Source organism: Geodermatophilus africanus (assembly GCF_900107105.1).
GTDB classification, from domain to species: Bacteria; Actinomycetota; Actinomycetes; order Mycobacteriales; family Geodermatophilaceae; genus Geodermatophilus; species Geodermatophilus africanus.
Window position 1 is genome coordinate 1 of sequence record NZ_FNOT01000038.1, and the last position, 9,717, is coordinate 9,717.

Annotated in this window: 8 protein-coding genes; 5 read left to right on the forward strand and 3 right to left on the reverse strand. The window is 71.7% G+C overall.

Annotated elements, in window-relative coordinates; all coding sequences use genetic code 11:
* Positions 1-179: 179 nt before the first annotated feature.
* The 3 genes from BLW63_RS25665 to BLW63_RS27620 form a co-directional block, all read right to left on the reverse strand.
* Positions 180-608 carry a hypothetical protein gene (locus BLW63_RS25665; protein WP_091162457.1) on the reverse strand — a complete coding sequence of 143 codons (429 nt, stop codon included), beginning with the start codon at positions 606-608 and terminating at the stop codon, positions 180-182.
* Positions 609-671: 63 nt separating this feature from the next.
* Positions 672-1,688: a hypothetical protein gene (locus BLW63_RS25670; RefSeq protein ID WP_091162459.1), complete on the reverse strand. Its 1,017-nt coding sequence runs from the start codon at positions 1,686-1,688 to the stop codon at positions 672-674.
* Positions 1,689-1,762: 74 nt separating this feature from the next.
* Positions 1,763-2,284 carry an ABC transporter permease gene (locus BLW63_RS27620; protein WP_211517313.1) on the reverse strand — a complete coding sequence of 174 codons (522 nt, stop codon included), beginning with the start codon at positions 2,282-2,284 and terminating at the stop codon, positions 1,763-1,765.
* Between the two features lie 331 nt (positions 2,285-2,615).
* Here BLW63_RS27620 and BLW63_RS25680 point away from each other — a divergent pair, with 331 nt between their 5' ends.
* The 5 genes from BLW63_RS25680 (at position 2,616) to BLW63_RS25700 (ending at position 9,634) form a co-directional block, all read left to right on the forward strand.
* The gene (locus tag BLW63_RS25680) at positions 2,616-3,530 is read left to right on the forward strand and encodes an ATP-binding cassette domain-containing protein (RefSeq protein WP_091162461.1); all 915 of its coding nucleotides are present in this window, start codon (positions 2,616-2,618) and stop codon (positions 3,528-3,530) included.
* 61 nt (positions 3,531-3,591) lie between these two features.
* Positions 3,592-4,224 carry a hypothetical protein gene (locus BLW63_RS25685; RefSeq protein ID WP_091162464.1) on the forward strand — a complete coding sequence of 211 codons (633 nt, stop codon included), beginning with the start codon at positions 3,592-3,594 and terminating at the stop codon, positions 4,222-4,224.
* Positions 4,225-4,342: 118 nt separating this feature from the next.
* Positions 4,343-4,681, forward strand: coding sequence for a DUF1330 domain-containing protein (locus tag BLW63_RS25690; protein ID WP_091162466.1), 339 nt, complete (start codon positions 4,343-4,345; stop codon positions 4,679-4,681).
* Positions 4,678-6,363: a multicopper oxidase family protein gene (locus tag BLW63_RS25695; protein ID WP_091162469.1), complete on the forward strand. Its 1,686-nt coding sequence runs from the start codon at positions 4,678-4,680 to the stop codon at positions 6,361-6,363. The genes BLW63_RS25690 and BLW63_RS25695 overlap by 4 nt, the downstream gene beginning before the upstream one ends.
* A 145-nt stretch (positions 6,364-6,508) precedes the next feature.
* Positions 6,509-9,634 (forward strand): AfsR/SARP family transcriptional regulator, encoded by a 3,126-nt coding sequence (locus BLW63_RS25700; RefSeq protein ID WP_170856988.1) that lies wholly within the window; start codon positions 6,509-6,511, stop codon positions 9,632-9,634.
* The last annotated feature ends 83 nt before the right edge of the window (positions 9,635-9,717 follow it).

A 9,717-nucleotide genomic window follows, 5' to 3' on the forward strand; every position in this document is an offset into this window, starting at 1 on the left:
CAGCAGACGTGGCCCGCGATCTCGCCGTCGGCCATCGCGATCAGGGACAGAGCGTCGAGATGGCGCCGCTGGCGCGGAGGTCGTCGACGAGCTGTGGCTCGACCGGCGGCTCGCCCTGGTAGTGCGGAGCGAAAGCGTCGGCGTGCACCCGACGGATCGCGGACTTGTCACCGGGCAGCTCACGACGGATCAACACTGTTCTGCCTCTCACTCTGCCGGGCCGCTTCGTCAGCGAGGCCCCTGCGGATCTCGTCCCAGCCGCGTGCCAGGGCGGTGGCGGGCCCCGTCCAGAAGACGAACGTCGACGGGCGCATGCGCGGCCGGATGGCGGCCACTCCGGCGGCATGCGGCTCCCGGCGGACGAACTCCTCGACCGCCTTCGGCCCGGTCCAGGCCGACACCGTCCAGCACGTCTTGCGCAGGAGGTGGGCGTCGAGGGCGTAGCCGACCACGCCCGCCGTTCCGGCGAGCTGGCGGCGGATCCGGAGCGTCCACAGGAGGAACGCCGGGATGTCGCGGTAGGAGCGGAGCGGGAGCCGCGACCCCATCGGCGTCACTTCCGCGTGAGGCTCGACGACGTCGACCGTGGACCAGGGGATGGCGGGCATGGGAGTCCTTTCTGGCGGAATGGGAATGGGAGCGCACCGGCAGCAGCCGGGACGGGCCTCCCCTCATGACCGACCGGCCGGTGCGCCGGCGCGCCGGCGCAGCCAGTAGGCGTAGGTGGCTGCCGCGAGGGCGGCCCCCCAGAGCGGCCAGAACATCTCCGGCAGCCACGCCGCGACATCCGACGTCCCACCGGGAAAGTTCTCGGCAAAGCGGCCGGTGATCCCGAGGCGCACGAACATCAGCCCCGCCGAGGTGACGACGACGGAGACGATCGAGGCGGGCACGACGGCCAGGCCGACCGGTACCGGCCGTCCCCGGACGCCGATCATCCAGCGCGGGAAGACCTCCCCCCATTGCTGCACGAGGCCGAGCGTGAGGACGGCGCCGAGTACCCCGAGCGTGGCAAGCCCCGCTCCCGCGTACACGCCCTTCCCGAGCTCGTCGAGGAGCTCCGGGCTGACGCCCAGCGGGATGCCGAGGGCCCACGCGTATCGCGTGACGGCGTATCCGAGCGGCAGGACCACGGCCAGGCCGGTGGCCCGACGGCCCCATCTCGCGGCGACCCCCGACATGTGCCCGATGCGGTCTCGACCGTCGTCGGCCGCCTCCCAGCGGCGTCGGCCGGCGTCCTCGACGACGGCGACGAACCACGCGAGCCCGGCGAGACTGAGGACGGCCATGTTGACCACGGGCCAGGGCCACAGGGTCACGTCCCCCGGTGCGCCGCCGAAGAGCGTCAGCACCAGCAGGATCGGGGTGTAGGCGATGGCCGCGATCAACCGGAAGTCGGGCAGGAGCACCGCGAGAGCCACGGCAAGAGCGATTCCGAGGACGGTCGTCATCCGCGGCGGCAGCAGGGCGATCGGCACGCGCCGCCGACGGGCGACCATCGTGGCGGCGAGCACCAGGCCGAGACCGCCCACGGCGGTGAGCATCGCCGCTCCGGTCGTCGCCCCCCAGACCGTGAGCAGCGACAGCCCGACGGCGTCGTCCACCGAGGGGTCGGCGGGGTTGCCCGCTGCACCCGCCCACCAGGCGATCCCCAGTCCGAGGTACGCCAGGGACCACGCGGCCGCCACGGGCAGAGCTCGTGCCTGCCAGCGCCGGTGGGACCTGGATCTGGTGTGGACCGGCCCGTCGATCGTTGTCGCAGTCATGGCTTCTTCCTTCGGTGCTCTCTCTTCACGACCGTGTCGGCGGTCGCTGTCCGAACGCTGTCGGAACGCAGTCGGCCCGGAGCCAGGCCCGCTCCGGCGAAACGCGCGCCACTCCCCCGTAGGTTGGCTCGTTCACCGTGCGGCGCGGTCGAACAACGCCCGTGCCCACAGGTAGCCGCCGAGGGCGATGCCGGCCGACCACGCAGCGGCGAGAGCAGCACTGGTTCCGCTCGGGGTTCCCGCCAGGAGCCGCGCACCGTGTCGATCAGCGGGGTGAACGGCTGGTACTCGGCGAACCAGCGCAGCGCGGTGGGCATCGAGTCGGTCGGGACGAACCCGCTGCCCAGGAACGGAAGCAGGACCAACGGCATGCCGACGCTGCTCGCCGGCTCGACGGACTTGCTGGCGAGGCCGAACGCGACCGACAGCCAGATGAAGGCGAACGTCATCATCACCAGGAAGGCGATAAGGGCAAGCCAGTCTCCCCCGAGCCCGTCGCCGAGTGTTCCGCCGAACACGAAACACGACCATGTCGCCGTGCGCGTCCGAACTCTGTCGGGGTCTGTCGGCGCCCGCTGGAACGGCTGGTCGGGCTCGGGCTGAGGACGGCCCCGTCGGACAGCCGGCAGCCGGACAGCGATCGGACAGCACGGCCTTGCACGGTTGCTGTGTCCACGACATGCCACCGCTGATCTGGGGAAGGACCGCGATGACTGCCAACCGCCATGTCCGAGAGGCACGGGACTGCCTCGTTCGCAACCCGCGTCCGGTCGCCCTGCACGGACGCCGTCCCGAGCGGTTTCGCCGTCGGCGCGACTGCCCGTCCGATCACCGACGGGATGGCCTCGGATGACCGCAGTGGCCCGGCTGACGGACGTCACCATGCGCTTCCGCGAGCACACAGCTCTGGACCAGGTCGACGTCGCCCTCGAGCAGGGCAGCATCACCGGCCTGCTCGGCCGCAACGGCGCCGGCAAGACCACGATGCTGCAGGTACTGACGGGACACCGCGTGCCGACGAGCGGCGTCGTCGAGGTCTTCGGCGCAGCCCCCTACGAGAACGACGCCGTCCTCCGCCGGATCTCCTTCATCAAGGAGGGGCAGCGCCATCCCGACCACTTCCGGGTACGCGACGCCCTGACTGCCGCGGCCCGAACTCTCCCCTCGTGGGACGGCGATCTGGCCGGCTCGCTGGTGCGGGAGTTCGACCTGCCGGCGGGGCGGAAGATCAAGAAGCTCTCGCGGGGCATGAACTCCGCCGTCGGCATCACCATCGGGCTCGCCTCGCGGGCACCCGTGACGCTCTTCGACGAGCCCTATCTCGGTCTCGACGCCGTGGCGCGGCGGCTGTTCTACGACCGGCTGCTCGCCGACCACGCCGAGCACCCGCGCACGATCGTGCTGTCCACGCACCTGATCGAGGAGATCTCCGACCTGCTGGAGCACATTCGCCTGATCGACCGGGGACGCATCCGCCTGGACGCCGACGCCCCCTCCCTGCGTGGCAGCGCGGTGACCGTGACGGGCGACGGCGAGCGGGTGGCAGCGTTCGCCGACCGACACGAACTGATCCGCACCGAGTCCGTCGGTCGACAGAGCCGCGCCGTCGTCCGCCTCGTCGAGAACGGGCACCCCGACGACCCCTCGGCGATGGGCCTGTCCTGGGAGCCCGCTTCTCTCCAGCAGCTGGTCGTGGCGATGAGCCTGCCGACGCAGGGAGCAGCGGCCCGCGTCCCCGCCGACCTCGAAGGGGTACCTCGATGAATCGTGTGCTGACAGCTGCCCGACTGCAGGTGGTGCATCCCACGGTGGTTCTCGGGATGCCGTGGGTGGTGGTGGGCTCGCCTTCGCCCTCAACTGGGCACTCTGGCGACTGGCCGACCTGCGCCGGCAGGGCGAGGACGCCGTTACCGGGGGTGTGCTGGCGCTGTACGTCACCGTGCTCTGCGTGTTCGTGGAGGCGGTCACGCAGCTGCTCCCCTTCGCGATGGGGATCAGCCTGAGCCGGCGCGCGTACCTCTTCGGGGCGGCCGTGTATGCGATGGCCATGTCGCTGGCCTACGGGCTGGCGCTCGCCGTGCTGACTTCGGTGGAGACCGCGACAGACGGTTGGGGCGTCGGCCTGACGTTTTGGGCGCCGGGACCCGTCAAGGCCGACAACTTCCCGCTCCAGGTCGCGATGTCGGGCTCGCCCCTGCTCGCCTTCGCGTTCATCGGCATCGGCATCGGCATCGCCTACAAACGGTGGGGAACGAACGGCGTCTGGGGGCTGACGCTCCTCGGCATCCTTGTCCTCGGCGGCTCGACCGTGCTCATCACGTGGCGCAGCTGGTGGGACGAGATCGGTCTGTTGCTCTCCGACCTGCCGTCGGCGGCCCTGCTGATCGGTCTGCCGGCAGCCATCGCGGTCACCGCGGCGGCGCTGTCCTTCGCGGGCATCCGCCACGTGGTCCCCTGAGCCGGCACAGGGCCGGTCGCCGGGTGCTGAAGGCCAGCATCCGGACAGCGATCGGACAGCGCGTCCTCCCACCGTTGGCATGGCCGCCGTCCGCAGTCACCCGGCAGAAGGGACTCCGATGACCGCTTACGCCGTCGCGAATCTGCGCAGCGTCGACCTCAACGACGAAATCGTCGAGTACATGCGCCGGATCGACGCCACGCTTCCCCCGTTCGCGGGGCAGTTCCTCGTCCACGGCGCCACGCCGCAGGTGATGGACGGGGACCTACCGGGTCCTGTCGTGGTCATCGGCTTCCCCGACGTCGGGCACGCCCAGGCCTGGTACCACTCTCCGGAGTACCAGGCGATCCTCCCCCTCCGCCTCCGCAACTCCGTCGGCGGCGCGGTCATCGTCGACGGTGTTCCCGACGGGTACCGGGCCGCGTCCTTCGTCGACGGGCTCGGAGCCCGGACGTGACGGATCCCGACCGCCTCCTGACGACGTCTACGACCCGGCCGGCCGGGCCGGCGTCGACCCGGTTCCCCACCGACGTCCGCGGCCTGGACCGGGCCCAGGCGTCGAGCCCGATCGATCTCGCCGACGGTGACGACGTGAGCATCACGATCGCGCCGGTCGCCGCCCGGATCGGCACGGACACTATCCGGATGCTGGCGTACAACGGTTCCGTTCCGGGCCCCACCTTGCGCGTCCGCCAGGGATCCGAGGTCACCGTCCACGTCCGCAATCAGGGGGACGGCGACACCACGGTCCACTGGCACGGGCTGCGTCTGGACAGCGCCTACGACGGGGTGCCGGACCAGACGCAGGCGCCGATTCCGGTCGGCGGCGAGTTCGCCTATCGCCTGCGATTCCCCGATCCCGGGCTGTACTGGTACCACCCGCACGTCCGGGAGGACCACGGGCTGGAGATGGGTCTCTACGCCAACATCGTCGTCGAGCCCTCCGACCCGGCGTACTGGCCCCGGGCCGACCGCGATCTGCTGGTCACCCTGGACGACGTCCTGATCGAGGCCGGTCGGATGGCGCCCTTCTCGACCACGGCACCCGATCACGTGGCCATGGGTCGCTTCGGGAACGTGCTGCTCACCGCCGGACGGACCGAGTGGCGGGAAACCGCACGCGCCGGCGAGATCGTCCGCCTCCACCTGACCAACACCGCCAACACCCGGCTGTTCAACGTCGGCATCGCCGGAGCCCCGATGAAGCTCGTCGGCGGGGACAGCGGCCGCTACGAGCAGGAGGCCGTCGTCGACGCCGTGCTGCTCGCCCCGTCGGAACGAGCCGTCGTCGACGTGCTGTTCGACTCCCCCGGGTCCTACCAACTGGAGCACCGCACTCCGGACCGCACGTACATCCTGGGTGCCGTCGAGGTCACCGACGAACGACCGGCCGCTGTCCCGCCCTCCGACTTCGCCGTACTGCGCACAGCGCCGGAGCTCTTGGCCGAGCGCGCCCGCATGCAGGCTGCTCTGGACCGGGTTCCCGACAAGGTCCTGTCGTTCACCTCGGAGATGCCGCTCCTCTACGGCAGTGCACCCGCCACCTCGACCGGCTGGACGTGCCCCATGCACGCGGACGTCGTCCGCGACGAGCCGGGGACGTGCCCCCTCTGCGGCATGCGACTCGTGCCGGTCTCTGCGGAAGTCGGCCGGGCGCCCGCCGCCGCACACGCCCACGAGGACGCCCATGGCGGGAGTGCGGCTGGCGGCGACGGCCTCGAGTGGGAGGACCTCATGCCCGAGATCAACGCGGCATCGACACCGGAGAACATGTTCTGGCGGCTGGTGGACGGCCAGACGGGAGCGGTGAACGCGGACATCGACTGGACCTTCTTCGTGGGCGACCAGGTGAAGATCCGCCTGGTCAACGACGCAGAGCAGGACCACCCGATGCACCATCCGTTCCATGTCCACGGTGCCGGCCGGTTGCTCGTTCTGACCCGGAACGGAACGACGGAGCCGAACCTGGTCTGGAAGGACACGGTCCTCGTCCGGGCCGCGGAGACGGTGGACATCCTGCTGGACGTGTCCAATCCCGGACTGTGGATGGCGCACTGCCACATCGCGGAGCACAGCCAGGGCGGCATGATGTTCAGCTTCGTCGTCCTGCCCGCGGAGGTGGACAGCAGCCGGCCGTGACCCGGGAAGTCCACGAGGGCACACCAGGAACGGCCGAACGAGCACAATCACGACACCGCCTGCGCCTGACTTCGCCACACGGAGATGTTCCTGAGTGCGATTCCGAGTTCTCGGCCCCCTCGAGGTACTCACCGGAGCCGGCCCCGTGCCGCTGCCTCCGCCGGCGGAGCGCGAGCTGCTCGTGATCCTGCTGCTCGCCGCGGGCCGGGTGGTCCCGGCCGAGACCCTGATCGACTCGTTGTGGGGAGCCGATCTGCCGGCCTACCCGGCCAACGCCCTCCAGGTGCGGGTGTCGAAGCTGAGGCGGGCGCTGTCCGCCATGGGCCTCGCCGACGGAGCGGTCGTGCACCGGTCGTCCGGCTACACCCTCGGCATCGACCGGGGCGAGGTCGACGCGCACCGGTTCACCTCGCTCGTCGCCGAGGCCCGACAGCTCGCCGGTCATGCCCCGGCCGTGGCGGCCCGGAGGTACGAGCAGGGCCTTGCGCTGTGGCGCGGTACGGCGCTCGCCGGGTTCGGCGGGCTCGCGTGGGCCGAGCCGGAGATCGGCCGGCTCGAGGAGCTCCGGCTGGCCGCCTCCGAGGAACGTATCGAACTGGCCCTGGCCGCGGGTCGGCACACCGACGTGGTGAACGACCTGGAGACGCTGGTCGCCCGGTATCCGCTGCGAGAACGATTGCACCGCCTGCTCATGCTGGCGCTGTACCGGTCGGGACGGCAGGCCGAGGCACTGGCCGCCTATCACGGGGCGCGCGCGCACCTGGCCGACGAACTGGGCATCGACCCCTCGGCCGCGCTGACCGACCTCGAAGAGGCCATCCTGCGGCAGGATCCGCTGCTCGATCCGCCGGCAGCGACGGCGATCGATCCCCGCCCGCCGCGTCCGGTCCGGCTCACGTCGTTCATCGGGCGCGCCGCGGAGCTGGCGCAGGCAGCCGAACTGCTCCGCGTGCACCGGCTGGTCACGCTCACCGGCCTGGGCGGAGTGGGCAAGACGAGCGTCGCCCTGGAGGTGATCGACCGGACCGAGCCCGAGTTCCCGGACGGCGTCTGGCTGGTCGAGCTGGCCGGCGTCCCGCAGGCGTCAGGTGTCGCCCGTGCCGTGGCCGACGCGCTCGGCCTCCCGCACGGCGCGGACGACGAGGAAGCTCTCCTCCAATACCTGAGGGAGCGCACCGCGCTGGTGCTGCTGGACAACTGCGAGCATCTCGTGGACCGGTGCGCCGCCTTGACGGGGCGGCTGCTCGCCGGCAGCCCGGGGCTGCGCGTGCTCGCCACCAGCCGGGAGCCCCTCGCTGTGCCGGGTGAGGTCCAGCTGCCCATCTCCCCCCTCGCCACTCCGCCCGCCGACTTCGCCGGGACCGACGTCACCGAGTTCGACTCGGTGCGTCTGTTCGTCGAGCGGGCGCGTTCGGTGCGTCCCGGGTTCGACGTCGTCGACACGGCAGCCGCGGTGGTCCGGATCTGCCAGGCTCTCGACGGCATTCCACTGGCCATCGAGCTGGCCGCCGCGCTGATCACCACCTTGCCCCCCGACGAGATCGCCGACCGCCTGGATGACCGCTACGCGTTGCTGACCGCCGGGCCGCGGACCACCGCGGCACGCCAGCAGACGCTGCGAGCGACGGTGGACTGGAGCCACCAGCTGCTCACCGAACCCGACCAGATCCTGTTCCGGCGGCTCTCGGTGTTCCGCGGCGGCTGGACCCTGCCGGCTGCCGAGGGCATCTGCGCCGGAGCCGGCCTGGAGGCAGCCCGGGTCCTCGGCCTGCTCGTCCGGCTGGTCGACCGCTCACTGGTCGTCGCCGACCACTCCCGCGGGGGGCGGTTCCGGATGCTGGAGACCCTGCGGCACTACGCCCACGAGCGTCTCGTCGAGGCCGGCGAGGAGGAGCTGGTCGCTGCCGCGCACGCCCGCTTCTTCGCCGACGCCGCCGAACGAGGCACGCCCTTGCTGCGCGGTCCGGAACAACCCCGATGGCTCACGTGGCTGCGCGACGAGCGCGACAACCTGCGGGTCGCGCTGACCTGGTGCAGGAGCGCCGCGGCAGCCGATCCCGACCTCGGTCTGCGGCTGGTCGCCGGGCTGGGCTGGTTCTGGTACTTCGCGAGCCAGCCGCCGGGAACGGAGATCACGACGCTGCTGGCCGCGACACCGGGCGGATCACCCGGCCGGCGCGGACTGGCCCTGCAGGCCCAGGCGCTGGCCGGCCGACCCGGCTCGTGCGTCGTCCATCCCAGCGCCGCCTCCGCTGCCGCCGCACGGGAGAGCCTGTCCCACCTCACGGAGGTGGGGGATGCCCACGGTTCGGCGTACTCGCGCGTCCTGGTGGCCGTGGAGGGCATCGCGGGCAGCCCTGCCGACGTGGACGCCGCAGGTCACCTGCTGGATGCCGCGGCCGGCGAGTTCGACCGGGTCGGTGACCGTTGGGGCGATGCGCTGGTCTCCTTCGTCCGGATGGAGCTCGACTTCGGGCGTGGCGATCCCGACGCCGCCGCAGCCCACGCCGAACGGGCACTGGCGACCTTCCGAACGCTCGGCGACCACTGGGGCGTCTCGGCGATCCAGTACCACCACGGGATCGCGCTGCACCGGGCCGGGCGCCTGGAGCGAGCCCTGTCGATGTACGAGGGCGCGGTCGCCGAAGGGCGGCAGCTCGGCCTGGCGAACACAGTGCAGTACGGCGTGGCCGCCATCGGCCATGTCCGGCTTCTCCTCGGCGATCCGGCTGGCGCGGCCGAGCGGTTCAGCGCAGCTCACGCGATCGGCAGAGAACTCGGTGCCGAGGGCAACCCTCTGGCGAGCATCGGCGAGGCCGCCGTCGCCCGGCAGCGAGCCGACCTCGAAGCCGCCCGGCGGTCCTACACCGAGGCGATCCGGCTGCTCGGTGACCAGGACAAGCCGGACTGGCGGACGGCGGCCCTGACCGGCCTGGGTCTGGTGGCCGAGCTGACCGGCGACCTCGAAGCCGCCGCCTCGTACCACTCCCGCGCCTCGGCGGTGGCACGGGCCAACGCCGCCGCCAACGCCGCGCCCGCAGCGATGGAGGCCCGCGCCTGTGTCACGGCCACGTGCGGGCACGGCCGCACCGCGGCCGAACTGCTCGGCACCGCAGCGCGCTGGCGGCGACGACGCGGCTGGCCCGCGACGACGAGCGAGCAGCGCGACATCGACCGTGCCACCACCCGTGCCCGCGAACTGCTCGGTCCCGAGGCCTTCCTCGAGGCATACGCGGAAGGTGCCGGTCTCCCCGACCGAGTCGACGCCTGACAGTGAGGATGTGGGAGAGCCCCGCAGCGGTCGTTCCTGACCCAGCGCCTGACTGACTTCGGGTCTTCAAGCCGATCTGTCGG

Bases quoted from the DNA above. Each gene is read 5' to 3' on its own strand.
- BLW63_RS25665 (WP_091162457.1), bottom strand. From the start codon at position 608: ATGCCCGCCATCCCCTGGTCCACGGTCGACGTCGTCGAGCCTCACGCG.
- BLW63_RS25680 (WP_091162461.1), top strand. From the start codon at position 2,616: ATGACCGCAGTGGCCCGGCTGACGGACGTCACCATGCGCTTCCGCGAG.
- BLW63_RS25690 (WP_091162466.1), top strand. From the start codon at position 4,343: ATGACCGCTTACGCCGTCGCGAATCTGCGCAGCGTCGACCTCAACGAC.